General features: G+C 60.0%; 21 protein-coding genes. 9 read left to right on the top strand and 12 right to left on the bottom strand.

What is annotated here, in order from left to right:
* Nucleotides 1-50 precede the first annotated feature (50 nt).
* On the bottom strand, nucleotides 51-1,391 hold the full coding sequence (locus NF676_RS07575; RefSeq protein ID WP_024012040.1) for a DEAD/DEAH box helicase: 1,341 nt from the start codon (nucleotides 1,389-1,391) through the stop codon (nucleotides 51-53).
* 191 nt (nucleotides 1,392-1,582) lie between these two features.
* Between NF676_RS07575 and NF676_RS07570 the strand changes: the two genes are divergently transcribed.
* Nucleotides 1,583-2,881, top strand: coding sequence for a mechanosensitive ion channel family protein (locus NF676_RS07570; RefSeq protein ID WP_252879612.1), 1,299 nt, complete (start codon nucleotides 1,583-1,585; stop codon nucleotides 2,879-2,881).
* Between the two features lie 106 nt (nucleotides 2,882-2,987).
* Here NF676_RS07570 and NF676_RS07565 read toward each other — a convergent pair whose 3' ends face one another.
* The 3 genes from NF676_RS07565 to NF676_RS07555 form a co-directional block, all read right to left on the bottom strand.
* Complete coding sequence (locus NF676_RS07565; protein WP_252887472.1) at nucleotides 2,988-3,854, bottom strand: carboxylate/amino acid/amine transporter; 867 nt, start codon at nucleotides 3,852-3,854, stop codon at nucleotides 2,988-2,990.
* Nucleotides 3,855-4,473: 619 nt separating this feature from the next.
* Entirely contained in the window at nucleotides 4,474-5,073 is a 600-nt protein-coding gene (locus tag NF676_RS07560; RefSeq protein ID WP_252887471.1) for an FMN-dependent NADH-azoreductase, read from the bottom strand.
* Nucleotides 5,074-5,305: 232 nt separating this feature from the next.
* On the bottom strand, nucleotides 5,306-5,620 hold the full coding sequence (locus NF676_RS07555; RefSeq protein ID WP_016771198.1) for a hypothetical protein: 315 nt from the start codon (nucleotides 5,618-5,620) through the stop codon (nucleotides 5,306-5,308).
* A 49-nt stretch (nucleotides 5,621-5,669) separates the two neighbouring features.
* Between NF676_RS07555 and NF676_RS07550 the strand changes: the two genes are divergently transcribed.
* The 4 genes from NF676_RS07550 to NF676_RS07535 all read left to right on the top strand — a co-directional run bounded on the left by NF676_RS07550 (nucleotide 5,670) and on the right by NF676_RS07535 (nucleotide 9,899).
* A complete protein-coding gene (locus tag NF676_RS07550; RefSeq protein WP_016771199.1) occupies nucleotides 5,670-6,593 on the top strand; it encodes a PA3225 family LysR-type transcriptional regulator in 924 nt (307 codons plus the stop codon).
* Nucleotides 6,594-6,607: 14 nt separating this feature from the next.
* Nucleotides 6,608-7,411 (top strand): alpha/beta fold hydrolase, encoded by an 804-nt coding sequence (locus tag NF676_RS07545; protein ID WP_252885531.1) that lies wholly within the window; start codon nucleotides 6,608-6,610, stop codon nucleotides 7,409-7,411.
* Between the two features lie 3 nt (nucleotides 7,412-7,414).
* Nucleotides 7,415-7,978 carry a peptidylprolyl isomerase gene (locus NF676_RS07540; protein ID WP_252887470.1) on the top strand — a complete coding sequence of 188 codons (564 nt, stop codon included), beginning with the start codon at nucleotides 7,415-7,417 and terminating at the stop codon, nucleotides 7,976-7,978.
* A gap of 88 nt (nucleotides 7,979-8,066) precedes the next feature.
* Nucleotides 8,067-9,899 (top strand): ABC transporter ATP-binding protein, encoded by a 1,833-nt coding sequence (locus NF676_RS07535; RefSeq protein WP_252887469.1) that lies wholly within the window; start codon nucleotides 8,067-8,069, stop codon nucleotides 9,897-9,899.
* A gap of 118 nt (nucleotides 9,900-10,017) precedes the next feature.
* Here the strand turns inward: NF676_RS07535 and NF676_RS07530 are convergent, their stop codons facing one another.
* Nucleotides 10,018-11,142 (bottom strand): GNAT family N-acetyltransferase, encoded by a 1,125-nt coding sequence (locus NF676_RS07530; RefSeq protein WP_252887468.1) that lies wholly within the window; start codon nucleotides 11,140-11,142, stop codon nucleotides 10,018-10,020.
* Between the two features lie 280 nt (nucleotides 11,143-11,422).
* On the opposite strand from NF676_RS07530, the gene NF676_RS07525 reads away from it, so the two are divergent.
* Nucleotides 11,423-12,745, top strand: a complete 1,323-nt coding sequence (locus NF676_RS07525; RefSeq protein WP_252887467.1) for a putative porin — start codon at nucleotides 11,423-11,425, stop codon at nucleotides 12,743-12,745.
* A 257-nt stretch (nucleotides 12,746-13,002) separates the two neighbouring features.
* Here NF676_RS07525 and NF676_RS07520 read toward each other — a convergent pair whose 3' ends face one another.
* From NF676_RS07520 to aceK, 5 genes are all read right to left on the bottom strand, one after another.
* Nucleotides 13,003-13,242, bottom strand: a complete 240-nt coding sequence (locus NF676_RS07520; RefSeq protein WP_056783624.1) for an anti-sigma factor family protein — start codon at nucleotides 13,240-13,242, stop codon at nucleotides 13,003-13,005.
* A complete protein-coding gene (locus NF676_RS07515; protein ID WP_041478829.1) occupies nucleotides 13,236-13,847 on the bottom strand; it encodes an RNA polymerase sigma factor in 612 nt (203 codons plus the stop codon). The genes NF676_RS07520 and NF676_RS07515 overlap by 7 nt, the downstream gene beginning before the upstream one ends.
* A 135-nt stretch (nucleotides 13,848-13,982) precedes the next feature.
* On the bottom strand, nucleotides 13,983-15,104 hold the full coding sequence (locus NF676_RS07510; RefSeq protein WP_056783622.1) for a beta-ketoacyl-ACP synthase III: 1,122 nt from the start codon (nucleotides 15,102-15,104) through the stop codon (nucleotides 13,983-13,985).
* Between the two features lie 403 nt (nucleotides 15,105-15,507).
* Entirely contained in the window at nucleotides 15,508-19,419 is a 3,912-nt protein-coding gene (gene hrpA / locus NF676_RS07505) for an ATP-dependent RNA helicase HrpA (RefSeq protein WP_150636562.1), read from the bottom strand.
* A gap of 274 nt (nucleotides 19,420-19,693) precedes the next feature.
* Nucleotides 19,694-21,415, bottom strand: coding sequence for a bifunctional isocitrate dehydrogenase kinase/phosphatase (gene aceK / locus NF676_RS07500; protein WP_056783617.1), 1,722 nt, complete (start codon nucleotides 21,413-21,415; stop codon nucleotides 19,694-19,696).
* Between the two features lie 214 nt (nucleotides 21,416-21,629).
* Here aceK and NF676_RS07495 point away from each other — a divergent pair, with 214 nt between their 5' ends.
* Nucleotides 21,630-22,538, top strand: coding sequence for a DMT family transporter (locus NF676_RS07495; RefSeq protein WP_252887466.1), 909 nt, complete (start codon nucleotides 21,630-21,632; stop codon nucleotides 22,536-22,538).
* Between the two features lie 113 nt (nucleotides 22,539-22,651).
* Here NF676_RS07495 and NF676_RS07490 read toward each other — a convergent pair whose 3' ends face one another.
* Nucleotides 22,652-23,515: a DMT family transporter gene (locus tag NF676_RS07490; RefSeq protein WP_252887465.1), complete on the bottom strand. Its 864-nt coding sequence runs from the start codon at nucleotides 23,513-23,515 to the stop codon at nucleotides 22,652-22,654.
* Between the two features lie 446 nt (nucleotides 23,516-23,961).
* Here NF676_RS07490 and NF676_RS07485 point away from each other — a divergent pair, with 446 nt between their 5' ends.
* Nucleotides 23,962-24,498: a hypothetical protein gene (locus tag NF676_RS07485; protein WP_056783608.1), complete on the top strand. Its 537-nt coding sequence runs from the start codon at nucleotides 23,962-23,964 to the stop codon at nucleotides 24,496-24,498.
* A gap of 43 nt (nucleotides 24,499-24,541) precedes the next feature.
* On the top strand, nucleotides 24,542-24,718 hold the full coding sequence (locus tag NF676_RS07480) for a hypothetical protein (RefSeq protein WP_191622380.1): 177 nt from the start codon (nucleotides 24,542-24,544) through the stop codon (nucleotides 24,716-24,718).
* Between the two features lie 46 nt (nucleotides 24,719-24,764).
* Here NF676_RS07480 and NF676_RS07475 read toward each other — a convergent pair whose 3' ends face one another.
* Complete coding sequence (locus tag NF676_RS07475) at nucleotides 24,765-25,703, bottom strand: aspartyl/asparaginyl beta-hydroxylase domain-containing protein (protein WP_041478836.1); 939 nt, start codon at nucleotides 25,701-25,703, stop codon at nucleotides 24,765-24,767.
* Nucleotides 25,704-25,766: the final 63 nt, after the last annotated feature.

Below are 25,766 nucleotides of genomic sequence, written 5' to 3'. Positions count from 1 at the left end.
CGAAAAAAAAAACCGGACATTGTCCGGTTTTTTTATGCGCGTTCTAAAGCTTACTCAGCCGCAGGTTCTGCTGGCTTGCGACGCTTGAGCGGGGCCATGCCGTCGCTGCTCACCAGAGAATCCGGCTTTGGACGGTTGACGCTCTTGCGCTTGGTCGGCGTCTTGGCGGCGGTTTTCTTCTTGTCGCCCTTGGCGTCGGTCTTTTTCTTCTTCACGCCGACGGCTTTGCCCGAGGCCTTGACCTTTTTCGGCCCGCCGTAGGTGCCTTTGACTTCCTTGATCGTGCGGCGCTCGAAGCTTTGCTTCAGGTAGCGCTCGATGCTCGACATCAGGTTCCAGTCGCCGTGGCAGATCAGCGAGATCGCCAGGCCATCGTTGCCGGCACGGCCGGTACGACCGATGCGGTGCACGTACTCGTCGCCGCTGCGTGGCATGTCGAAGTTGATCACCAGATCCAGACCGTCGACGTCCAGACCACGGGCCGCAACGTCAGTGGCGACGAGGATCTTCACACCGCCCTGCTTCAGACGATCGATCGCCAGTTTGCGATCCTTCTGGTCTTTCTCGCCGTGCAGCACAAACGCTTTGTATTCCTGGGCCACGAGGCGGCCGTAGATGCGGTCGGCCATGGCGCGGGTATTGGTGAAGACGATGGCCTTCTGGTAGGTCTCGTTGGCCAGCAGCCAGTTCACAATCTGCTCTTTGTGCTGATTGTGGTCGGCGGTGATGATTTGCTGGCGAGTCGTCGAGTTGAGCTGGCTGACCGCGTTGAGCTGCAGGTGCTCAGGGTTGTTCAGGACCTTGGCGATCATTTCGCGCAGGCCGGAACCGCCGGTGGTCGCGGAGAACAGCATGGTCTGCTGACGGTTCGGGCACTCATCGACCAGACGCTGCACGTCTTCGGCGAAGCCCATGTCGAGCATGCGGTCGGCTTCGTCGAGGACCAGCACTTCGACTTCTTTCAGGTCGAGGTTGCCGGCATTGAGTTGCTCGATCATCCGCCCCGGGGTGCCGATGAGGATGTCCGGCACTTTGCGCAGCATTGCCGCCTGCACCTTGAAGTCTTCGCCGCCGGTGATCAGGCCGGACTTGATGAAGGTGAACTGCGAGAAGCGTTCGACTTCCTTCAAAGTCTGCTGGGCCAGCTCACGGGTTGGCAGCAGGATCAGCGTCTTGATGCTGACGCGGATCTTCGCCGGGCCGATCAGGCGATTGAGGATCGGCAAGACGAAAGCGGCGGTTTTGCCGCTACCGGTTTGCGCCGTCACCCGCAGATCACGCCCCTGGAGCGCCAGCGGGATGGCCGCGGCTTGCACTGGCGTTGGCTCGACAAATTTCAGCTCGGCCACGGCTTTGAGCAGGCGTTCGTGCAGGGCGAATTGGGAAAACACGGGTGCTACCTCGAAGATATGCAAAAAAACAGCTGCATAGGTTACCGGTTTCGAGCGCTCAGGCCGAGTTTCTTTGTGCAAACGCCGACAATCAGTGGTTTTTTTGTTGCCCGATTTGTCACTCGCTGCAATACACAGCGTCTTAAATGCTCTAATCGGCCCTCGCGTCTTACAGAAGAAACGTTTCGCTCATGGATATCAAACAGCTCTGGCTCAAAGCCCAGGACCTATGGGGCACGCTCGAAGAGCACCCACTTCTGCAATCGGGACTGGCGCTGCTGGTGTTGCTGGTCATCGCGCTGGTGCTCGGACGGGTGGCGCGTTACCTGATCCTGCACGCCAGCCGCATGCTCGGCCGCCAGCCGGCGCTGCACTGGATCAACGACTTTCGCCACAACAAAGTGTTTCAACGACTGGCGCAGATGACGCCGTCGCTGGTGATCCAGTTCGGCCTGCACCTGGTGCCGGAGCTGAGCAAAACCGCGATGAATTTCCTCGGCAACGTCGCGCTGGCCTTCACCATTCTGTTCCTGCTGCTGGCGGTCAGCGCCCTGCTCAACGCCCTGCTCGACATCTACGCGCGCACCGAGCATGCGCGTACACGCTCGATCAAAGGCTACGTGCAACTGGCGAAAATGGTTTTGTACGTGTTCGGCGCGATCATCATCGTCGCCACTCTGATCGACCGCTCGCCGCTGTTGCTATTGTCCGGTCTGGGTGCGATGTCGGCAGTGATTCTGTTGGTCTACAAGGACACCCTGCTGTCGTTCGTTGCCAGCGTGCAACTGACCAGCAACGACATGCTGCGCGTCGGCGACTGGATCGAGATGCCGCAAGTCGGCGCCGATGGCGACGTGGTCGACATCACGTTGCACACGGTCAAAGTGCAGAACTTCGACAAGACGATCGTCTCGATCCCGACCTGGCGGCTGATGTCCGAGTCATTCAAGAACTGGCGCGGCATGCAGCAGTCCGGCGGTCGGCGGATCAAACGCAGCCTGTTCATCGATGCCAGCGGCGTGCGCTTCATCCGCGACGACGAGGAAGAAAAGCTCTCGCAGGTGCACCTGCTGACCGACTACATGGGCCGCAAGAAAGCCGAGCTCAAGGCTTGGAACGAAGCGCAGGGCAATGTCGCAGCCATGTCAGCCAACCGCCGCCGCATGACCAATATCGGCACCTTCCGCGCGTATGCGCTGGCGTATCTGAAGAGTCATCCGGAGATTCAGCCGAACATGACCTGCATGGTCCGGCAGATGCAGACCACCGCGCAGGGCATTCCGCTGGAAATCTACTGCTTCACCCGCACCACGGTGTGGGCCGATTACGAGCGGATTCAGGGGGATATTTTCGATTACCTGCTGGCGGTGTTGCCGGAGTTTGGCTTGAGCCTGTATCAACAGCCGAGTGGCGGGGATTTGCGCGCCGGATTGCTGCCGGCGGTGTTGGGCTCGGCGAGTATTCCCGAGCCGGAAAAACACCTGATGTAACCCAAAGATCAAATGTAGGAGCGAGCCTGCTCGCGAATGCAATGTGTCAGTCGACCCATACTTATCTGACCCAACGCCTTCGCGAGCAGGCTCGCTCCCACAGGGGTTATGCGGCGGCCGGGGATTTGCGGATGCCCACCCGACTGATCCACACAGCCGCTAGAATCACACCCCCGCCAAGGAACAACCGCCCCAGTTCCTCATGCTGATTCCAGATCAGCAGATTCAACAGCAACCCCACCGGCACGTGCAGGTTGTTCATCACCGCCAGTGTTCCGCCGTTGACCATGCACGCGCCCTTGTTCCACCAGTACAGACCCAATGCAGTCGAGACCAGTCCGAGAAACAGCAACACCGCCCATTGCAGCGGCGCTTCCGGCAGGAAGTTCGACTTGCCGAACAACAGGAACGCTGGCAGCACAACCGCCAATGCACCGAGGTAGAAATAACCGAAACGGCGGTAATGCGGCAGGTCACTCGGATGCTTCGCCACCAGATGCTTGTACAGGACCTGCCCGGCGGCATAAGTGAAGTTGGCCAGTTGCAGCAGCAGGAAGCCCATGAAGAAGTCGGGACTGATGCTGTCGAAGCGAATCACCGCCGCACCCCCGACTGCTACCAGCGCAGCAATCAACGCCCACGGGTTGAAGCGGCGGTTCAGCGCGTCTTCGATCAACGTCACGTGCAGCGGCGTGAGAATCGTGAACAGCAACACCTCCGGCACCGTCAGCACACGGAAGCTCAGGTACAGGCAGACGTAAGTCACCCCGAACTGCAACGCGCCGATCAGCAACATGCCACGCATGAACGCCGGCTCCACCGAACGCCAGCGCGTCAACGGAATAAACACCAGCCCGGCCAGCAACACACGCACCAGCACCGCAAAGTAACTGTCGACATGCCCAGCCAGGTATTCGCCGATCAGACTGAAGGAAAACGCCTGGATCAGCGTGACAAAAAGTAGATAGCCCATGCTCGCCTCGAAAATCGAATGGCGGCGACGATAGCGGTTTTTCGGATGGGCTCCAACAGCAAACGGCGCCGGAATCAAAAGCCCCTCACCCTGGCCCTCTCCCGGAGGGAGAGGGGACTGACCGAGGTGGTTGGGCAAGCTACGCCGACATGAAATACCGCATCGAATCCAAAGAAGCCAAAAACCGGCCCTCCACCGCTCAACACAATGAGCGCAAGCTCGAGTACCGCTCTTGATCTTGATCCACCCGCCCCGTCGGCAGGCTGAGCGGAGGGATCGATCCCGCAGCGAAGGAACCCCGAGCCCCATCGAGCGGGCCGAACGTTGGGGCACAGACCTTTGGTTACTTTGGAGCGTTTGCCAAAGTGACCCGCTGTAAGAGCGGAACCGCCAGCCGCAACACCGCAGTAACGGATATTCACCCAAAACCCCAAGAGCCTGGTCGGCCCAAAGGCCGCCAAGAAAACCCAGACAAAAAAAAGCCCGATCTCGCTAAAGCGTTCAATCGGGCTACAGCACTCAGGAGCAAAAGTGCAAAGGGAGGTTCGATGCGCGTGGAACCTTGAAGGGGTTGCGCCAGGTCACTTAAACAATCGGCGATTATCTGGCGATTAACCGATCAAGCGACCTGAGACAATTTGGCGTTGGCCTGATTCAGGCCCTTCTCCTGGAAGTCACCGCCCAGGTTCATGCCCTCAGCATGGATAAAGGTCACGTCGTTGATCCCGATGAAACCCATCACCTGCCGCAAGTACGGTTCCTGATGATCCGCCGGGCCACCGGCATACACGCCACCGCGAGCGGTCAGGACAAAGGCGCGCTTGCCGCTGAGCAGACCTTGCGGGCCGGTTTCGGTGTACTTGAAGGTCACCCCCGCACGCAGCACATGGTCAAGCCAGGCCTTGAGCGTGCTCGGGATCGCAAAGTTGTACATCGGTGCAGCCATCACCAGCACGTCGGCGGCGAGCAGCTCATCAGTCAATTGGTTGGAGCGGTCCAGCGACGCCTGTTCGCTGTCGTTGCGCTGCTCGGTGGGCTTCATCCAGCCGCCCAGCAAGTTGGCGTCCAGGTGCGGCACCGGGTTCGCGGCGAGGTCATGCACGGTGATCTGATCGGCAGGGTGCGCGGCTTTCCACTGAGCGATGAAGGTCTGGGTCAGTTGACGGGAAACCGAATCTTGCTGGCGGGCACTGCTTTCGATGATCAGAACGCGGGACATGGTGTGTAGCCTCCATCCGAGAATGTTGTAAGTCGATGGAGTGAAGGTTAAACAGAGTCGAATCGATGAAAAAGCGCAAATATCCGCTGTAATCCATCGATAAATTCGTTTATAAGCTAAACCCATATCCCCTGTGGGAGCGAGCCTGCTCGCGAAAGCGGAATGTCAGTCACATCATCTCTGGATGACGCTCCGTCTTCGCGAGCAGGCTCGCTCCCACAGGGTATTAGCGTTATTTCGGGGTGCAGGTCAGTTTGATGCGCAGCTTGATGATCTCGCGGGTGAACTTGGCCGTGGCGTTTTTATGCTTGCCGGCCGGGACATCGATGCTGCGCGTGCGCGGTGCTTCCGGGCCGTTGCTGAACACCGCACGGCAGGTCGCGTCGACATCACCGTAGTTGGCCACACGGATCGAGCCGATGTCGTTGTCCGTGTCGTAAGTCTCGTAGTCGATCTTCATGCCGTTGAGATCCTTTTGCACATCGATCGGATAGGCAAACGCGGTCAACGGCAGCAGCGCCAGCACCACACAACAGAATTTTTTCATTCGGCAGTCTCCATGAGGGACGGCCAGCTTAGGACAAGAGGAGCTATTGATGAAAGCGCCCCGCGTGACCCTTGATCAATGGCGAACGTTGCAGGCCGTGGTCGACCACGGCGGATTCGCCCAGGCCGCCGAGGCCCTGCACCGTTCGCAATCGTCGGTGAGCTACACCGTCGCCCGCATGCAGGATCAGCTCGGCGTGCCGTTGCTGCGCATCGACGGGCGCAAAGCTGTGCTCACCGAGGCCGGCGGCGTGTTGTTGCGCCGTTCGCGGCAATTGGTCAAACAGGCCAGCCAACTCGAAGACCTCGCCCATCACATGGAGCAAGGCTGGGAAGCGGAAGTGCGGCTGGTGGTCGACGCCGCCTACCCGAGCGCGCGGATCGTCCGCGCGCTGACCGCGTTCATGCCGCAGAGTCGCGGCTGCCGCGTTCGTCTGCGCGAAGAAGTATTGTCGGGCGTTGAGGAAGTGCTGCTCGAAGGCGTGGCGGACCTGGCGATCACCGGCCTGAGCATTCCGGGCTACCTGGGTGCGGAGTTGAGCGATGTCGAGTTCGTCGCCGTTGCCCACCCTGATCATCCGCTGCATCGGCTCAACCGCGAGCTGAGCTTTCAGGATCTGGAAACCCAGATGCAAGTGGTGATCCGCGACTCCGGCCGCCAGCAGCCGCGCGATGTCGGCTGGCTCGGCGCCGAGCAGCGCTGGACCGTCGGCAGCCTTGCCACCGCCGCGACCTTTGTCAGCAGCGGCCTGGGTTTTGCCTGGCTACCGCGACACATGATCGACCGCGAATTGAAGGATGGTTCGCTCAAGCTGCTACCGTTGGATCGAGGCGGCAGCCGCAATTCGAGCTTCTATCTGTATTCGAACAAGGACAAACCCCTGGGCCCGGCCACGCAGATCCTCATCGAACTGCTGCGCACCTTCGACACCTTGCCGCTGGACGCACCGTTCGCCGCACCTGAACAAGCCTGACACGGAGTTCACCGATGGCGTATTTCGAGCACGAAGGTTGCAACCTGCACTACGAGGAATATGGCCACGGTGCGCCGCTGCTGCTGGTTCACGGGCTCGGCTCGAGCACCCTGGACTGGGAAATGCAGATCCCGGCGCTGGCCGCGCACTACCGGGTGATCGTCCCGGACATTCGCGGCCACGGGCGCTCGGACAAACCCCGCGAGCGCTACAGCATTGCCGGGTTCAGCGCCGACCTGCTGGCCTTGATCGAGCACCTGCGCCTCGGCCCGGTGCACTACGTCGGGCTGTCGATGGGCGGGATGATCGGTTTTCAGCTGGCCGTCGATCAGCCGCAGGTGCTCAAGAGCCTGACCATCGTCAACAGCGCGCCACAAGTCAAATTGCGCACCCGCGACGACTACTGGCAGTGGTTCAAACGCTGGAGCCTGATGCGCCTGCTCAGCCTGGAAACCATCGGCAAAGCCCTCGGCAGCAAACTTTTCCCCAAGCCGGAACAGGCCGATCTGCGACGGAAAATGGCCGAACGCTGGGCAAAAAACGACAAACGTGCTTATCTCGCCAGCTTCGATGCGATCGTGGGCTGGGGCGTTCAGGAACGACTTTCCCGGGTGTCCTGTCCAACGCTCGTCATCAGCGCCGACCGTGATTACACACCGGTGGCGTTAAAAGAAACCTATGTAAAACTGCTGCCGGATGCGCGGCTGGTGGTCATTGACGACTCGCGCCATGCCACCCCGCTCGATCAACCCGAACGCTTCAATCACACGCTGCTGGATTTTCTCGCCACAGCCGACCTTCACTCTCAGGATCACTGACCCATGCTGAAAAAACTCGCCCTCGCCGCCAGCTCCGTACTGTTTGCCGCCAACCTGATGGCTGCTACCCCGGCCAAGGCGCCCCACGTGCTGCTGGACACCACCAACGGCCAGATCGAAATCGAACTGGACCCGGTCAAGGCACCGATCAGCACGAAGAACTTCCTTGAATACGTCGACAGCGGTTTCTACAACAACACCATTTTCCACCGCGTGATCCCGGGCTTCATGGCTCAGGGCGGCGGCTTCACCCAGCAGATGCAACAGAAAGAAACCAAGGCGCCGATCAAGAACGAAGCCAGCAATGGCCTGCACAACGTTCGTGGCACCCTGTCGATGGCGCGTACTTCCATTCCTGACTCGGCGACCAGCCAGTTCTTTATCAACGTTGCCGACAACGCATTCCTCGATCCGGGCCGTGACGCCGGTTACGCGGTGTTCGCCAAAGTGGTCAAGGGCATGGATGTCGTGGACATCATCGTCAACTCGCAGACCACCACCAAAAGCGGCATGCAAAACGTGCCTGTCGACCCTGTGATCATCAAGTCGGCCAAGCGCATCGACTGAGTTTCGCCGGGCATATCGAGCGGCGTGGGGCTGAGCCTGCGCCGCTCGCACTGATAAAAGGAGAGCCCGGATTCCGGGCGGTTATCTGATGCTCTATCGCCGTTTCGAACAACTGATCGATATCTTCCGCGACGCCCCGACGGCGTCCCCGCCGGACCGCGTCTGGCCCTTCTATACCTATTACCTGAAGCAGGTCTGGCCGAGCTTCGCCGCCCTGCTCGTGGTTGGCCTGTTCGCCGCGTTGATCGAAGTGGCGCTGTTCAGTTACCTGAGCCGCATCATCGATCTGGCCCAAGGCACGCCCAACCCGAATTTCTTCAGCGACCACGCCCTCGAATTGACCTGGATGCTGGTGGTCGCCCTGGTGTTGCGACCGATTTTCTTCGGCCTGCACGACCTGCTGGTGCATCAGACCCTGAGCCCGGGCATGACCAGCATGATCCGCTGGCAGAACCACAGTTACGTGCTCAAGCAGAGCCTGAATTTCTTCCAGAACGACTTCGCCGGGCGCATCGCCCAGCGCATCATGCAGACCGGCAACTCGCTGCGCGATTCCGCCGTGCAAGCGGTGGACGCGCTGTGGCACGTGGTGATCTATGCGATCAGCTCGCTGGTGCTGTTCGCCGAGGCCGACTGGCGCCTGATGATCCCTTTGCTGACCTGGATCGTCGCCTACATCGGCGCGCTGTATTACTTCGTGCCGCGCGTGAAAGAGCGTTCGGTGGAAGCCTCTGACGCGCGCTCGAAATTGATGGGCCGTATCGTCGACGGCTACACCAACATCGCCACGCTGAAACTGTTCGCTCACACCAACTTCGAACAGCACTACGCCAAGGAAGCGATCGAGGAACAGACCGTCAAAGCGCAGATGGCCGGTCGCGTGGTGACCAGCATGGACGTGGCGATTACCACCATGAACGGCCTGCTGATCGTCGGCACCACCGCGCTGGCATTGTGGCTGTGGACGCAGTCGCTGATCACCGTCGGCGCGATTGCCCTGGCCACCGGCCTGGTGATTCGCATCGTCAACATGTCCGGCTGGATCATGTGGGTGGTCACCGGCATTTTCGAAAACATCGGCATGGTCCAGGACGGTCTGCGCACCATTTCGCAACCGGTCAGCGTCACCGACCGCGAGCAGGCCAAACCGCTGGCCGTGGCCTCGGGCGAAGTGCGTTTCGAGCACGTGGATTTTCACTACGGCAAGAAGAAAGGCATCATCGGCGACCTCAATCTGACGATAAAACCGGGGGAGAAAATCGGCTTGATCGGCCCGTCCGGCGCCGGCAAATCAACCTTGGTCAACCTGTTGCTGCGCCTGTACGACGTCGAGGGCGGGCGCATCCTGATCGATGGGCAGAACATTGCCGAAGTCGGCCAGGAAAGCCTGCGTGCGCGGATCGGCATGATCACTCAGGACACCTCGCTGTTGCACCGCTCGATCCGCGACAACTTGCTTTACGGCAAACCCGACGCCACCGACGCTGAACTGTGGGAGGCGGTGCACAAGGCTCGCGCCGATGAGTTCATTCCACTGCTGTCCGACGCTGAAGGCCGCACCGGTTTCGACGCGCATGTCGGTGAGCGCGGGGTGAAACTGTCGGGTGGTCAGCGCCAGCGCATCGCGATCGCGCGGGTGCTGCTCAAGGACGCGCCGATCCTGATCATGGACGAAGCCACCTCTGCACTGGATTCGGAAGTCGAAGCGGCGATCCAGGAAAGCCTCGAGACCTTGATGCAGGGCAAAACCGTGATCGCCATCGCCCACCGTCTCTCGACCATCGCGCGCATGGATCGCCTCGTGGTGCTGGAAAACGGCAAGATCGCCGAGAGCGGCACCCACGCCGAACTGCTCGCCCATCGCGGCTTGTATGCGCGCTTGTGGGCACACCAGACCGGAGGCTTTGTCGGCATCGACTGATGCCTGGCGGTGCGGTGAAAAAACTGTGGGAGCGAGCCTGCTCGCGAATGCGGTGGATCAGCGACAAATTCGTCAACTGACCCGACGCTTTCGCGAGCAGGCTCGCTCCCACAGGGATCTATGCTTGGCGATAGGGCAAGGCGGTTTTCGCTTCTTCGGCATAGGCGAGGATGCCGGCGCGTTCCTGTTGCAGGAAATCTTTTACCGCTGCCTTCAACCCCGGATGGCGCAGGTAATGCCAGGAATGGGTGATCACCGGTTCGAAGCCGCGAATCAACTTGTGCTCGCCCTGCGCCCCGGCATCGAAACGCTGGATGCCATGGGCAATCGCGTAATCCATGCCCTGATAAAAACACGTCTCGAAATGCAGCCGATCAAACTCGGCCAGGCAGCCCCAATAACGCCCGTAGAAACTGTCACCACCGACCAGGCTGAACGCCATCGCCACCGGCCGTGAGCCCTGTTTGGCCAAGACCACGCGAATCGCTTCGGGCATACGTTCGGCCAGCAGGCTGAAGAACTCCCGCGTCAGATACGGCGCCTGACGCCGCACCGCGTAGGTGTTGGCATAGCAGGCGTAAACAAAATCCCACTGTGCCTCGCCCAGCTCTCGCCCCTCCAACCACTCGAACTCGAAGCCCTGCCCCGCCACCTGCTCGCGTTCCTTGCGCATCTGCTTGCGCTTGCGCGAACTGAGGGCGTCGAGGAAGTCCTGAAAGTCGCGGTAACCACGGTTCTGCCAGTGATATTGACAGCCGATGCGCTGCAGCCAGCCCGGTTGCTCGGCCATCGCCGCATCGGTAAACGGATCGGTGAAATTGATGTGCGCGCTGGACAGTTCTTCGATCTGCAGATAGCCCGGCAGGCTGTTCAGCAGTTCGAAACCGTCCTCGACCTTCGCCGCCAGCAAGCGCGGACCGCTGACCGGGCTGAAGGGCACGGCAGTCAGGAGTTTGGGGTAGTAATCAATGCCGGCACGCGCGCAGGCGTCAGCCCAACCGTGATCGAAGACGTACTCGCCGTAGGAGTGCCACTTGCGATAACTGGGCAGTGCGGCGATCAGTCGATCATCTTCGATGTGCAGTAAATGTTCGGGCTGCCAGCCCGAATGCGGGCCGACACTGCCGCTGTCTTCCAGCGCGCTGAGAAAGGCGTGACGCAGGAACGGCTGGTTGTCCGGCACCAGCGCATCCCAGCTTGCCGGGGCGATTTCTGACAGGTCTTGCAGGCGTTGCAACGGCATTCACTGGCACTCCACAGCTTGGCGACAAAGCCCGGCGAGTATCGCTGATCGCGACCCGGTTGCACACGCTCAATCGGCCGACAGCGCTCTAACTCGATAGTTCACGCCTGATACGCATCGTCATCAACCTGCCATCACTGTGCCACCGCTCTGTCATAAACCATCGCGATACTGGCGCCTGTTTTTAGAGCGCCGGGTTCTAACCCGGACACAGTTTTCCGGCCTTCAGCCGGTTGTGCCCAGGATGGTTCAGCCATCCCCTTCATCTTCGGAGATTGCTATGCGTCTTGCTTCCACGAAAACTGCAGCGGCCCTGTGCGGCGGCTTGTTGCTGGCCATGAGCGTTCCGGCCAGTGCTGCAGTCGACGCCAAACTGCTCGACATGCTCAAGGCCAACGGGTCGATTTCCCAGGCGCAGTACATCGAGCTGCAAACAGAACTGGCCAAGGATCAGAAGGCTCAGCAAATCGCCCAACAGGCGCAGCAGGAAACCAACGAACAAGTGGCGGCGGTCGCGAAGAAGACCAACGAACAGAGCCTGTTCGACCAGAAACTGGCCTGGGCGGCCAAGACTCAGTTCAAGGGCGACGTACGTATCCGCCAGGAAACCATCAAGATCGACGGCGAGCCGAACAACGGCGGCCGCGACAAGGATCGCCAGCGCATCCGTGCGCGTCTGGGCGCCTACACCGAGATCAACCCGCAAGTCGACACCGGTATCCGCATCGCCACTGGCGGCGGTGACGACGCGCGCTCGACCAACCAGGATCAGGACAACTACTTCGACAAGAAGCAGATCTGGCTCGACCTCGGCTACATCGACTATCACCCTGATCAGATCAAGAACCTGCACGTGATCGGCGGCAAGATGCTGCAACCGTGGGTGAGCATGGGCGACGTGATCTGGGACAGCGATATCAACCCGGAAGGTCTGGCCATTACCTACAAGTATCCATTGGGCGGCAGCGCCGAATTGTTCGGCAGCCTGGGTAACTACAACCTCAAGGACAACGTTGACGGCGACGGCGTGCAATTCCGCCACGACCTGCGCCTGACCGCTGGCCAGTTGGGCAGCCGCTTCAACATCACCGACAACCTGAAAATGACCGTCGGCGGCAGCGTCTACGCCTACCAGAACGACGAAGACAGCCGCTGCACCGGCACCTCGACGCCGTGCGCCCTGGCAGTCAACGGCAACTCGGCGAACAACGAATTCCGTCTGTATGAAGGGTTCAGCCAGATCGACATCGGCGGCCTGCCAATGCCGCTGTCGTTCTACGGCCAGTACGTGAAGAACAACGATGCCGTGACCGATCAGGACACCGCATGGTTGCTCGGCGCCAAGTCGAAAGTCTTCGGCTTCAACCTCGACTACAACTATCGCGACGTGCAGCGCAACGCCGTGGTCGGCGCCTTCACCGACTCCGACTTCGCCAACGGCACCACCGGTTCGCGCGGGCACAAGTTCAAGGTCGGTTACGACATCGACAAGAACTTCGCCGTCGGCGCTACGTACTTCCTGACCAAGGCCGACTTCGCCAGCCGCAGCCAGCGCGATGCAGACGCCAACACCCTGCAGCTGGATGCTGAAGCGAAGTTCTAAAACGGTAGCTACAAGCTACAAGCTACAAGCCAAGAGCTGCGAGTGAATGCCTTTACTTGCAGCTTGAGGCTTGAAGCTTGAAGCTGCCTCACTCCGGAGCGGGCGGGACGATCCCCATCATCCGTTCGTTTCACCCGCACCGGGTTATTTCTGCAGGATGCAAAAACCCCTTTAGGAGCTGCCGAAGGCTGCGATCTTTTGATCTTGATACTGAAAACAAGATCAAAAGATCGCAGCCTCGTTTCACTCGACAGCTCCTACAGGGGGTTGTCTTTTCGTCGTTGCTCGGCCAGGCGTTCGGCCAAGGCATCGACGTTCTCGTCCGGTTTGTCCGGCAGCGCCTTCAGGGTTGCCTGCATCACGCGCATCTGCCGCATGAAGCGCCGGCAGTTCGGGCAGAACAACAGGTGATGACGCACCATCAGCGTCTCGCGAAAGCTCAGTTGGCCGTCGAGATAATCGCTGGATCGTGCCACTTGCTCCTTGCAGGTCAACATTCTCCTGTCTCCTCAAAATGTTCCACGGTCGCAAAGACCTTCAAGCGTGCCCGGTGCAGCAGCACGCGGACATTGGAGAGCGAAATCTCCAGAAGATTACAGATCTCTTCCAGCTCCAGGCCCTGGCGTTCGCGCAACAGCAGGACACTGCTCTGCAACTCGGACAGACTCAGCAAGGTGTGCTCGAGGCATTCGCGCAGTTCGTTTTCGGTGAGTAGCGCTTCGGGGGTGTCCTGATGCCAGGCAAATGGCGCGACCAGCCAATGACCGTCGCTCGAGGAAAATCGATCATCACCGATGGTGCCGTGGGGCGATGGCAGGTCGTCGAGCAGGACCTCCCGGCGATTGAGCTTGTAGCGACTCTTGGCCGAATTGGCGGTGATGGTCAGCAACCAGGTCTTGAGGCTGGAGCGGCCTTCGAAGCTGGCCAGATGACGCACCACCGACAGCCAGGCATCCTGCACCACTTCCTCGACATGACGCTGGCCGACAATCGCGTAAGCCACAGCGCGCATGGCGCTCTGATACGTGGTGACCAGTTCCTTGAAAGCCTTTTGCTCCCCCGCCAGCAGGCGCGTGAGCAGTTGGGTGTCGTCAGCCGCCATCCATCAATCCCCTTGTCCGGACTTCGAAAATGAACGCGGCAGGTGTGCACCTGCCGCGACGTCCGAAAAATTACAGCGTTTCAATCGCTTCGGATGTAGGAAAGATCGACGCGATTAAGGGGAAATTAACCTGTTTCAGCGCTTGCGCAGCAACACGCTACCGATCGAATAACCGGCACCGAAGGAGCTGAGCACCGCCAGCGAACCCGAGGCCAGATCATCCTGATATTTATGGAAAGCAATGACAGAACCGGCCGAGCTGGTGTTGGCGTAGCTGTCGAGAATCACCGGGGCTTCTTCTTCGGTAGCTTCGCGGCCGAGCAGCTTGCGCACGATCAAGTGGTTCATACTCAGGTTGGCCTGGTGCAGCCAGAAACGCTTCACGTCGCCAACGTTGAGCTGGTTCTCTTCCAGGTGCTCGCCAATCAGCTCGGCGACCATCGGGCAGACATCCTTGAACACCTTGCGGCCTTCCTGCACGAACAGCTTGTCGCGGGCACCGATGCCCTCTTCCGCCGCGCGGTTGAGGAAGCCGAAGTTATTGCGGATGTTGTTGGAGAACTTGGTCAGCAATTTGGTGCTGACCACGTCGAACTGGTACGCGGAGGTCGCCAGATCCGCGCGTTCGATGATCACCGCAGTCGCGGCATCGCCGAAGATGAAATGGCTGTCGCGATCACGGAAGTTCAGGTGCCCGGTGCAGACCTCCGGGTTGACCATCAGGATCGCCCGCGCCTGGCCCAGTTGCACGCTGTTGGCGGCGGCCTGGATGCCGAAGGTGGCGGAAGAACACGCCACGTTCATGTCGAAACCAAAACCTTCGATGCCCAACGCTTCCTGGACTTCGATGGCGATGGCCGGGTAAGCGCGTTGCAGGTTGGAGCAGGCGACGATCACGCCGTCGATGTCGGCTGCGGTTTTGCCGGCTCGCTGCAAGGCTTGCTCGGCTGCGCCAACGGCCATCTGGCAGAGCACCGACCATTCGTCGTTGGAGCGCTCGGGCAAGCGCGGGGCCATGCGTTGCGGATCGAGGATGCCGTCCTTGTCCATGACAAAGCGGCTCTTGATGCCAGAGGCTTTTTCGATGAACGCAGCGCTGGATTCTGTCAGGGCCTGGACTTCACCGCTGGCAATGGCCTCGGCGTTATCGGCGTTGAACTGGGCGACGTAGGTATTGAAAGACTGCACCAGCTCTTCGTTGGAGATGCTGTTGGCCGGTGTGTACAGGCCGGTGCCGCTGATGACGACGTTATGCATGGTCGTTTCTCTAATCTGTTCAGGCAGAAAGTGCTGGAACCGTCGTACCAACACGCAAAGGGTCTATTCCCATCCGGGGGACGCAAACCTGGCATCGTTTTATTCCGCAGCGCGACACGGCCGAAGGCTCTGGGTCGCGAAACGGCGGGTTATGGTGGCGAAGTTTGCCATAAACCCGAGGTTTTGGCGCCGTTCTCAAGCACAACTGCCATTCACCATATGAACTCAACTCTGTGGCGAGGGGATTTATCCCCGTTCGACTGCGAAGCAGTCGCCAACCCACCACGCTCGGTATAGCTGATGAACCGAGGTTGCAGTTTTTGGGGCGGCTTCGCCACCCAACGGGGATAAATCCCCTCGCCACAAAGCCCGCTTTCACAGGGGGATTGTGTATGGCTGCAGGTCAGGGCTCGACCTGACTCCACTGTTTGCTCAGGCGCTTGTCGGAGATCGGCACTTTCGTCCCCAACTGCTGAGCAAACAACGACACGCGGTATTCCTCCAGCCACCAGCGGTACAACTCCAGCTGCGGATCACGCTTGCCTTCCTGCGCATGCTTGGCCGCGCGGGTCTGGTATTGCGCCCACAGGCCAGCGAGTTCGCCACTCCAGACGCGATCCTTCTGCACCTGTGCGCCGAGTTTCTCGAAACGCTGCTCGACCGCTTTCAGGTAACGCGGCAACTCCTTGAGCCACTGCATCGGCGTCTCGCGGACGAAGCCTGGATAAACCAGATTGCCGATCTGCTGCTTGATGTCGTTCAACGCCACCGCTTGCGCCAGATCGATCTTGCCCTTGAAGCGTTTTTGCAGACCGTGCCAGATCTTGAGGATTTCCAGCGTCAGCCGCGCGACGCGCTCGGCGTGCTCGGTCCAGTTGCCGCGTTTGCGTTCGGCCAATGCCGCCAATCCGGCGCCATCGCGGGGCAACGGGTCTTCACCTTCGAGAATGCAGCTGTCGAGGCTGGCCAGCAGAATGTCTTCGACCAGCGCATCGACGCGGCCCAGTTCGCGATACAGCAGGCCCAGTTCAGTCTGCCCCGGCAACTTGCCCCGGAGGAATTTCGCCGGCTCGGCCAGTTGCTGCATCAACAAACGCTGCAAGGCCCGACGATGCTGGAACTCGGCTTCGGCCGGGGTCGAGAAGCGCCCTTCCTTGACCGCGCCGCCCTCTTCCACCAGCGCCGGGTACACCGTCATCGACAGCCCGGCGATCTTCTGCTGGGTCTTTTCTGCTACCGGCGCAAAGACTTTCGCCTCCACCGGCTGCTGACTTTTCGCACTCTGCGGCACCGCCAGCGCGGCCTGGCTGGCTTCGGCGAAGCGTGCGGTCAGCTCAGCCAGATCGCGGCCTTCGCCAAGGAACTTGCCCTCGCCATCGACAATTTCCAGGTTCATGCGCAGATGGCTTTCAACCTGCTGCGCCGCTTCCGCCCACGCCTCATCACTGACCCGCGCGCCGGTCATGCGCAGCAGCTCGCGACCGAGCGCTTGCGGCAGCGAACCTTCGGCGAAAGTCATGCGCTGCAACGCGGCCTTGATGAAGTCCGGCACTGGCACGAAGTTCTTGCGCAGGGCTTTCGGCAGGTTGCGCACCAGAGCAATGCACTTGGCCTCAATCAGCCCCGGCACCAGCCATTCCAGACGCTCCGGCGGCAACATCGGCAGCAACGGCGCCGGCACGCGCAAGGTCACGCCGTCGCGCGGGTGATTGGGTTCGAAATGGTAGGTCAGCGCCAGTTCCAGATCGCCGATGTGCAGGGTGTCCGGGTAATCACGGGCGGTGACTTCACTGGCCTCGCGGGCCAGCACGTCTTCTTCGCGCATGATCAGCAGCTGCGGGTCTTTCTGGCTGTTGACCTTGTACCAACTGTCGAAGGTCGCGGTCTGGTGGATCTCCGCCGGCAGACGTGCATCGTAGAAGGCGTACAAGGTTTCTTCGTCGGCGAGAATGTCGCGACGGCGAGCCTTGGCTTCCAGTTCGTCGAGCTGTTCGAGCAGTTTCTGATTGGCGCTCAGGCACTTGGCCCGCGACTGAATCTCGCCGCGCACCAGGCCTTCGCGGATAAACAGCTCACGCGACACCACCGGATCGACCGGGCCGTAATGCACCGGGCGGCGACCGACCACGATCAGGCCGAACAGGGTGATCTGCTCATAGGCTACGACCTGACCGCGCTTCTTCTCCCAATGCGGCTCGAAGTGATTCTTCTTGATCAGGTGCCCGGCCAGCGGCTCGATCCAGTCGGCATCGATCTTGGCGACCATGCGCGCGTAGAGTTTGGTGGTTTCGACCAGCTCAGCAGTCATCAGCCACTGCGGACGCTTCTTGCCGATGCCCGACGACGGATGAATCCAGAAGCGCCGTTGCCGCGCGCCGAGGTAATCGCCGTCTTCGGTTTTCTGGCCAATCTGGCTGAGCAAGCCGACCAGCACCGCTTTGTGCAGCTTCGGATAATCCGCCGGCTCTTTGTTCAGGCTCAGCTGCATGTCGCGGCAGATCAGGCTCAACTGACGATGAGAATCACGCCACTCGCGCAAGCGCAGGTAATTGAGGAAATTCTTCCGGCACCAGTTGCGCAGCGGATTGGCGGTCAGCGCCTGACGTTGCTCTTCGAAACCACGCCACAGATTGACCAGCCCGGCGAAGTCCGAATCCGGGTCCTTCCATTGTGCATGGGCCTGATCCGCCGCTTGCTGACGCTCCGGTGGACGTTCGCGCGGGTCCTGAATCGACATGGCGCTGGCGACGATCAGCACTTCCTGCAAGCTGCCGAGCCTGGCCGCTTCCAGGAGCATGCGGCCCATGCGCGGGTCGACCGGCAAGCGCGCCAACTGGCGACCGAGCGGCGTCAGCTGACTGTTGCGATCTACTGCCGAAAGCTCTTGCAGCAGGTTGAAACCGTCGCTGATCGCCTTGCCGTCCGGCGGTTCGATAAAGGGGAACGCGGTGATTTCGCCGAGGCGCAGATGGAGCATCTGCAAAATAACGGCGGCGAGGTTGGTGCGCAGAATTTCCGGATCGGTAAATTCCGGGCGGCCGAGGAAATCCTCTTCGCTGTACAAACGCACGCAGATACCCGGCTCGACCCGCCCGCAGCGACCTTTACGCTGATTGGCGCTGGCCTGGGAAATCGCTTCGATCGGCAAGCGCTGCACCTTGGCCCGATAGCTGTAGCGACTGATGCGCGCGGTGCCGCTGTCGATCACGTAACGAATGCCCGGCACGGTCAGCGAGGTTTCGGCGACGTTGGTCGCCAGCACTACACGGCGGCCCGGGTGCGACTGGAAAATCCGCTGCTGTTCAGCCGGCGACAGGCGCGCGTACAGCGGCAGGATTTCAGTGTGCTTGAGCTGGGCCTTGCGCAGCATGTCGGCAGCATCGCGAATCTCGCGCTCGCCGGGCAGGAACACCAGCACATCGCCGGGGCTGCGCCGTTCGCTGCGCTCGTAGGCGGCGATTTCGTCGAGGGTGGCGAGAATCGCCTGATCGACGGTCAGGTCATCCTCGACCCGGTTGCCCTCCTCGTCCTGCTCAAGCGTCAGCGGCCGGTACCAGGTTTCCACCGGGAAAGTACGCCCCGACACTTCGACGATCGGCGCGTCATCGAAGTGCTTGGAGAAGCGCTCCAGATCGATGGTCGCCGACGTGATGATGACCTTCAGGTCGGGACGGCGTGGCAGCAGGGTTTTAAGGTAACCGAGGAGGAAATCGATGTTGAGGCTGCGTTCGTGGGCTTCGTCGACGATGATCGTGTCGTAGCGTTCCAGATAACGGTCGTTCTGGGTTTCCGCCAGCAGAATACCGTCGGTCATCAGCTTGATCAGGGTGTTGGCATCGCTCTGATCCTCGAAGCGCACCTGATAGCCGACCAGCGCTCCGAGTGGCGTGCCGAGTTCTTCGGCGACACGGCTGGCGACGCTGCGCGCGGCAATCCGACGCGGCTGGGTATGGCCGATCAGACCGTGCTGGCCGCGACCGATTTCCAGGCAGATTTTCGGCAACTGGGTGGTTTTACCCGAACCGGTTTCGCCAGCGATGATCAGCACCTGATGTTGCTCCAGGGCCTTTTTGATTTCGTCGCGCTTGGCCGCGATCGGCAAACTGTCGTCGTAACGAATCACCGGCAGGCTCGCGCGACGCGCCAGTACCTGATCACAGGACGCCTGCATGCGCGTCACCCACTGGGCCAGTTTGGCCTCGTCGGGTTTCTTGCGCAGTTCAAGCAACTGCCGCCGCAGCCGGTGACGGTCGGCGAGCATGGCGTGATCGAGGTTTTTCAGCAGTTTGTCGATGGAGGGCGATTCGTCGGTCATCGGGTAGGCAATTCGGTCGTCTATTTATGCAGGAGCGGATTGTCGCAGATTTGGGGGGGTTGTGGCGTGTCAGGGGGATTGCGACCCTCACCCTAGCCCTCTCCCAAAGGGAGAGGGGACCGATTGGGGGATGCTTCAAAGGTACATCGACCTGAAAGAGCTTTGCCGAATCCATAATCGCCGAGCTCTTTCAGGTCGGCGTTTGACCCAAGACACCTCGGTCAGCTCCCTCTCCCTCTGGGAGAGGGCTTGGGGTGAGGGGCTTTTAAAAGAGCTACTCGTTGTCGAGGCCCTTGCGCCGATATGGGAAGACGTCTATCACCTTCCCCGCCCGAATCGCCTCCTGCAAGCCCTTCCAGTAATCGGCGTTGTACAACTCGCCATGCAACTGGTCGAATAGCTTGCGCTGCCCGGCATCGGCAAACAGGAACGGTGGAAACTCTTCGGGAAAAACGTCCAGCGGGCCGATGGAGTACCACGGCTCAGAGGCCATTTCATCCTCCGGCGTGCGCGGTGCCGGGATGTGGCGGAAGTTGGCTTCGGTCAGGAAGCAGATTTCGTCGTAGTCGTAGAACACCACCCGGCCGTGTCGAGTGACGCCGAAGTTCTTCAGCAGCATATCCCCGGGAAAAATATTCGCCGCCGCCAGCTGCTTGATCGCCAGGCCGTAATCCTCAAGCGCTTCACGTACCTGGGCGTCGTTGGCATTTTCCAGATACAGGTTGAGCGGCGTCATCCGGCGTTCGGTCCAGCAGTGGCGGATCAGCACGGTTTCGCCTTCGACCGAAACCGTCGACGGCGCCACCTCTAGCAATTCTTCCAGACACGCCGGATCGAACTTGCTCAGCGGAAAGCGAAAATCGGCAAACTCCTGGGTATCGGCCATACGCCCGACCCGATCGACGCTTTTCACCAGCCGATACTTTTCGATCACCGTGGCGCGATCGACGTTCTTCGACGGTGAGAAACGGTCCTTGATTATTTTGAATACGGTGTTGAAACCCGGCAGGGTAAACACGCTCATGACCATGCCGCGCACGCCCGGGGCCATGATGAACTGGTCGTCAGTGTTGGCCAGGTGATTGATCAGCGCGCGGTAAAACTCCGACTTGCCGTGCTTGTAGAAGCCGATCGAGGTGTACAGCTCGGCGATGTGCTTGCCCGGCAGGATGCGCCGCAGAAATCCGATGAACTCCGCCGGCACCGGGACATCGACCATGAAATACGAACGGGTGAAAGAGAAGATGATCGACACATCGGCTTCGTCGGTGATCAACGCATCGATCTGAATGCCCCGACCTTCGCGGTGCAACAACGGAATCACCAGCGGCCATTGCTCGTCGCGGGTGTAGATGCGCCCGACCAGATACGCGCCCTTGTTGCGGTAAAGCACCGAGGAAAACAGCTCGACGCTTAGCTCCGGGTCCTTGCACACCCAGTCCGGCAGGTTCTCGCGCAATTGCGCTTCGAGCCGCAGCAAGTCGCCGGGCAAATCAGCGTAATCCTCGCTGAAGCGGTAATCGGCGAAGATGCTGGCGAGCATCCCGGACAACTGGCCCTGCGGCTTGTACGTACGGGTTTGCGCGGCGCGGGCACGGCGCAGGCTTGGGCGCGTGGTGTGGATGAACATGCAGCCGTCGCTGATCAGGTCGTGGCTGAACAGCCCGCAGAAAATCGAGTTGTACCAGGTTTCGGACAGCTCATCGTCGAAGCGCAGGTCGATGACACTGATATAGGCGCTTTTCACCAGCGGCCAGCAGCTGACGTTCATCAGGGTCTCTTCGTCGAAATACTCGCGCAGGCGAGCGACGGTTTCGCCGACCTTTTCCTCATACAGACTGATCCGCGCCGCCGACGCGGCCTGCGCCTCCTGCCAGCGCGCCTGTTCGAAGCGCTCCCGCGCGCCATCGGTGATGCGGCGGAAATGCTCGCGGTAATCGTCGAAGCCGGCGAGGATCATCCGGGCGATCTCGGTGGCTGGCCATTGCTGCGACATAAATGAAACCTCGGCGGGAATTCGGTTGGTCTGAGCTTAGTCACGGAAGCGCTCGCAGGAAAAGCGCAATTTCTGCCAAAACCGATACAGCGCTGACCGTTGACGGTGTTTCTCGCGCAGGTTAATCCCAAGGCAGAATTAAAAGCCCGAATAGCGGTTGCCATGATCCGGACGCTCGGCAACACTCTCGTCCCGATCAAGCAAGGAGCCCGCCGTGAGCCCTGTCGATATTTTCCGCATGTTGTCGCTGGCCGCTATCTGGGGCGCGAGTTTTCTGTTCATGCGCATCATTGCCCCGGTGATCGGCACGATCCCGACCGGGTTCTTTCGCGTGTCGATCGCGGCTGCCGGGCTGCTGGTGATCCTTGGGCTGATGCGCATCAGTTGGGACTTCAAGGGCAAGCTGAAGACCGTGATGCTACTGGGCGTGATCAACTCGGGGATTCCGGCGACGCTGTATTCGGTTGCCGCCCAGGTATTGCCGGCCGGCTATTCGGCGATCTTCAACGCCACGACGCCGCTGATGGGCGTGTTGATTGGCGGTTTGTTCTTCAGCGAGAAACTGACGATCGCCAAGCTGGGCGGTGTGTTCCTCGGCCTGTTCGGCGTCGGCGTGCTGACACGCGCCGGTCCCGTGGCCTTCGACCTGCAACTGCTGATGGGCGCGGTCGCGTGCCTGCTGGCGACCACTTGTTATGGCTTTGCCGGTTTCCTCGCGCGGCGCTGGCTGGATCAGGCCGGTGGGCTGGACAGCCGTTTGTCGGCACTGGGCAGCATGCTCGGAGCGACGTTGTTTCTGCTGCCGCTGTTCGCCTACAGCGTGATCACTGCGCCGCCGGTCAGCTGGGGTGGCTGGCATGTCTGGCTGTCGCTGCTCGGCCTGGGCCTGGGTTGCACGGCGTTTGCCTACATCATCTATTTCCGCCTGCTCAGCTCGATCGGCCCGGTAAAATCGATGACCGTGACCTTCATGATCCCGCCGTTCGGCGTGTTGTGGGGGGCGTTGTTGCTGGATGAGCCGTTGTCGATGGCGCACATTTATGGCGGGGTGCTGATTGCGGCGGCGTTGTGGCTGGTGTTGAAGCCGGCGGTGGTGAACCCTGCAAACGCGTCAGTCCGTTAGATTTTCTGCCGCAGATATTCGCGAGCAGGCTCGCTCCCACAGAAAAATACATTCCAATGTGGGAGCGAGCCTGCTCGCGAAAGGCGGCGCAACAAGCGCCACCTGCCTATCGGCTATCCGGTTTTACGGAACACAAATACCAATCCGACAACAATCAGCAGCATCCCCAGCACACTCAACGCCGCCAGCCGATTACCGAAAATCAGGTAATCCATCACTGCCGTCACCGCCGGCACCAGATAGAACAGGCTGGTGACATTCACCAGATTGCCCCGCGCGATCAATCGATACAGCAACAGCGTCGCCAGCACTGAAACCACCAGGCCCATCCATAACACCGGGACAATAAAGCCTGCGCTGTGCTCGAAGTGAAACGGCTGGAACGGTACGAACACCGCGCACAGCAACAGGCCGGCCAGGTACTGCACTGGCAGCGTACCGAGCGGATTGTCGGTGATGCGTTTTTGCATGATCGAGCCGAGCGTCATGCTCGCCAGCGCCAGCAAACCGAACAACATGCCGGCCCAGGACATTCCGGCCAGACCGATGCCCTGATAAACCACCATGACCAGCCCGGCCAGGCCCAGCGCCAGGCCGAACAGGCGGCTCGCCGAACGCTGGCGCTCCATCAGCACCACGGTGAGAATCGGCTGAACGCCCATCAGAGTGGCCATCACCCCCGGCGTGACTTTGCAGTCCAGCGCCAGCAGATAAAAGATCTGATAGGCGCCCAACAGCACCACGCCGGTGGCGATCGCAAACAGCATCGGTTTGCCACCCTTGGGCAGCTTCAATTTCAGCAGCGGCGCCAGCAAGACCAGCCCGCACAGGGCGATGGCAAAGCGAATCAGCAGGAAGGCAAAGGGCGAAGCATGGGCCAGGCCCCATTTGGAGAAAATCGCCCCGCTGCTCCACAGCAGAACGAACAGGCTCGTGGACGTCGCCGCGAGCGCGGATTGTTTCGAAAGGACAAACATGAATACCACCTGTAGTCAGGCAAGAAGCCAACTCAGCCGAAGCTGAAATTCAGTAGGTTTTTCTGGCGGGCGCGGGGGTCAGCAGAAACTGCCGATCAGCCCCGAACACCAACGCCCGGCGGCGAAACGACTGCGCACACCGGCGTGCTACTGACAGGTGGAGGGTAATGACTGATCTGCACAGACTGCCGATTCCCGCACGGCACGACGCCAGCGTTGACCGCTGAATCGACTACCGCGTTGATGAGGGATGCAGGCATGGATGCTGATCTTTATTGAGGAAATGAAGGCGTGAGCATGGCGCTCAAGCGGGCTGACTATAACCAGCCCGGGACACAGATTGCAATGACTTGGGCAATGGGCCGGTAGCGACAGTGCGGCGCCGGGTGGGTAGGGTTATTGGCGTGGCAACGGATTGTCAGGAGACATGGAATGCAAGAGATCATATGCCAAGGAAACGGACGTATTTGCGGTATCAGGTTTATCGGTCGGAGGCGAGGAAGCGGGCGGCAGTTACATTTGCGAAGCTACACAGCGAACTCGAGGCGCGCGCAATTGTTGACGTTGATTATTCCAAGGTTCGCTTCGAGGCTATTGATGCGTCCGCCATGAAAGCTTATGAGCAATGGCTCGATCCGCATTTCTGCTGGGAGGAAATTGTCCGATGGAAAGCCAAAGAACCAATGAGCTTCGATCTGGCAATCTGGTTTGATCGTGAACTGTGCGGACTTTGTTTCGCCAATCCGAACCAAAGCCGACTGAGAGTCAAAATTGTGCGTCTTGAGGGGCACCCAAACGAACACCCGCTCAAGGGCCGAATAGCGACCTTCGCCCTGACTGCCGTCACTCATTTCGCACGTATCATCGGCAGCCAGCAAATCGAAATTCAGGAGCCTCTTTCGGGAGCTATACCTCTATACCGTCAACTGGGTTTCGAATTCGACTCTGAGGGCCGTCTTGTGAAGCGTATTGACCAAGTCTAGTATCTGAGCACCTGCTCATTTAGTGATCAACGTGGGAGATCCCATGAAAGCTGTCGTTGAAAAGAAAGCATCAAACTTCAAATCCAGAAAGATGGAGAAAAAGCAGCCATCTGTTGAATTATCTGAAACCGAGATGCATCGCATCAGGAATGCACTGGTCAATCCAGCCGTTGAAGAGCCAAGCGGCGCATTAGCCGGGTCGTCCTTTTCCTTCCGCTAATGAAAAACCGCTCCCAAAGAGCGGTTTTCTATTGTCTTATCCAGCCTCAACCAAACAACCAATACCCCAGCAACGTCAGCACCAACACCGCCAGCACCGGGCGCATTACCCTGTAGGCTTTGGGATGGCGACGTTTCCACTGCTTGACCACGCCGCTGAAACGGTCGCTGAAGTTCTTGCTCCAGGCATAAGCCTGGTTGATGCCGCCAACGCGCTCGTCATCAAGATTCTGCGGCGCGGTGGCGCGGCCGAGCCAGCCGCTGATGAAGCGGTTGATCCGGGTCATCAGGCGGTTGCTCAGCGGACGTTCGATGTCACAGAACAGAATCACTCGAGTCTGAGCGGTTTCATTCTTGACCCAGTGCACGTAGGTCTCGTCGAACATCACGTCATCGCCGTCGCGCCAGGCATAGACCTGACCGTCGACGAAGATCCGGCAATCATCGGAGTTGGGCGTCGACAAACCGAGGTGATAGCGCAGCGAGCCGGCGAACGGATCGCGGTGCGGGTTGAGGTGACTGCCGCCCGGCAGCAGCGCAAACATCGCGCCCTTGACGTTGGGAATGGCGCTGACCAGCGCCACGGTTTTCGGGCACAGGGCTTCGGCCGATGGCAACGGTTTGTCGTACCACTTCAGATAGAAACGCTTCCAGCCTTTCTTGAAAAACGAACCGAAACCGGCATCGTTATTCTTTTCGGCAGCGCGAATGTAGCCTTCGTCGAACAGGTGCATGGCTTCGTCGCGGATGGTTTCCCAGTTGTCGCGCAGAACATCCAGTTCCGGAAACTTGCTGCGATCCAGATACGGTCTGGATGGCACTGCGGAAAACAGGTACATCAACGCGTTGTAGGGCGCGAACAGCGCGGAGTGGTTGACGAACTGGCGCAATACCGGCAAACGCGCCTTGCCGCGCAAATGCACATAGAGCGTGCTGCCCAGAAACAGCAACAGCACAAACGCCTTGGCGGCAAACGAAACGGTCATCAACAACTCCTTGAATAAAGACAACGCTGCGCAATGCCCTTTACCCGGCATGGCAGCCGGCCA

The sequence above is a fragment of the Pseudomonas siliginis genome, from assembly GCF_024072275.1.
Classification (GTDB): domain Bacteria; phylum Pseudomonadota; class Gammaproteobacteria; order Pseudomonadales; family Pseudomonadaceae; genus Aquipseudomonas; species Aquipseudomonas siliginis.
This window is presented reverse-complemented; position numbering and strand designations above follow the sequence as displayed.